Genomic DNA, 1819 nt, shown 5'->3' on the forward strand with positions numbered 1-1819 from the left:
CCGCGCGGCGCGCATCGTCGGCCACGGCGGTGGGATTCTTGATGTCGGTGCTCACATTGTGCGAGGGCACCTTGCCGTGCGCATGGCAGGCAGCGGCAATCTCCAGCTTGGCGCGTCGCACCAGCGGATGGTCGAACTGTCCGGGCGAGCGCATGGCGCTGCCGGGAATGGCACCGTAGTGGGCCGAAACGAAATCCATCACGCCGAAGGACAGCGACTGCACCTGGGGCAGCGCGGCGATCTTGTTGGCATCGGCCAGTGCGCCATGGGTTTCGATGAGCACCTGCACCGGCAGGTCGCTGCGACCGGCGGCGCGGGCGGCACGGTTGATGCTCTCCAGGGCGCGCAGCACATCCTCGACGCCTTCCGGCTTGGGCAACATCACGTAGGCCAGCTCGCGCGCAGCGGCGCCGCAGATGGTGGCCACGTCCTGCTCGAAATGCGCATGGCCCACGTCATGCACGCGCGCGCCAATGCGGCGGTGGAGGTTGTCGGGGCTGGCGATGAGCGCGGCGACCAGTTCGGCGTGCGCGGCTTCATTGCCGGCGGCAGCGCCATCTTCGCAGTCGAAGGTGATGTCGAACAAGGGGCCGAGTTCCTGCTGCAGGGCCATCGACTTGCGCATCAGCTTTTCGGAGCCGGCGTAGTGATCGCATACCGGAAGCGAAACCGGCTGCTGGACACCTGGGAACAAGACCTGGGACGGATGCATTGCTGCGTAATGGATTGGGGTAGGGGTTGTCGAATCGATTGAGGTCGCAATAGGTCATGCGTAATACGTCATACGGCTGGTGCGGCAGCAGCAGACTGCTGCCGCACCAACCTCACATGGTCAATAATCAGCCGACCAGGTGCTTGACGCCTTCACGCTCTTCCATCAGTTCCTTGAGGGTGATGTTGATGCGCTCTTGCGAGAACTCATCGATTTCCAGACCCTGGACGATCTTGTACTCGCCATTTTCGGTGGTCACCGGGAAGCCGAACATGGTGCCTTCGGGGATGCCGTAGGAACCGTCGGAGGGGATGCCCATGGTGGTCCACTTGCCGTTGGTGCCCAGCACCCAGTCACGCACGTGGTCGATGGCGGCGTTGGCGGCCGAAGCGGCCGAGGACAGGCCACGGGCTTCGATGATGGCGGCGCCGCGCTTGCCGACGGTGGGCAGGAACACGTTCTTGTTCCATTCCTGATCGTTGATGGTGTCCTTCACGGAAGCGCCATCAGCGGTCGCGAAGCGGTAGTCGGCGTACATGGTGGGCGAGTGGTTGCCCCACACGCACAGCTTTTCGATGGCCGAGACCGGCTTGCCGATCTTGGCAGCCACTTGCGACAGGGCGCGGTTGTGGTCCAGGCGCAGCATGGCGGTGAAGTTCTTGGCCGGCAGGTTGGGGGCCGACTTCATGGCGATGTAGGCGTTGGTGTTGGCCGGGTTGCCGACCACCAGCACCTTGACGTTGCGCGAAGCCACGGCGTCCAGTGCCTTGCCTTGCACGGTGAAGATCTGGGCATTGGCTTCCAGCAGGTCCTTGCGTTCCATGCCGGGGCCACGGGGACGGGCACCCACCAAGAGGGCGATGTCGGCATCCTTGAATGCGGTCATCGGATCGCTGTGGGCGGTCACGCCAGCCAGCAGGGGGAAGGCACAGTCATCGATTTCCATGATGACGCCCTTCAAGGCCTTCTGTGCCTTTTCATCGGGGATTTCCAGCAGTTGCAGGATGACCGGCTGGTCTTTGCCCAGCAGATCGCCATTGGCGATGCGGAACAGCAGGGAGTAACCGATCTGACCGGCGGCGCCGGTGACGGCAACACGCATGGGGC

The 1819-nt window shown here is 63.8% G+C and carries 2 protein-coding genes; both read right to left on the reverse strand.

Going from position 1 to position 1819, the window contains the following annotated elements; translation table 11 throughout:
• A partial coding sequence (locus I5W_RS17305; protein ID WP_044530149.1) for an HpcH/HpaI aldolase/citrate lyase family protein occupies nt 1–712 on the reverse strand: 712 nt, incomplete at its 3' end.
• A 127-nt stretch (nt 713–839) separates the two neighbouring features.
• Nucleotides 840–1819, reverse strand: a 980-nt coding sequence (locus I5W_RS17310) for a malate dehydrogenase (protein WP_044530150.1), incomplete at its 5' end; no start/stop codon positions are given.

Source organism: Herbaspirillum sp. B65, assembly GCF_000333555.1.
Lineage (GTDB): Bacteria > Pseudomonadota > Gammaproteobacteria > Burkholderiales > Burkholderiaceae_D > Herbaspirillum > Herbaspirillum rubrisubalbicans.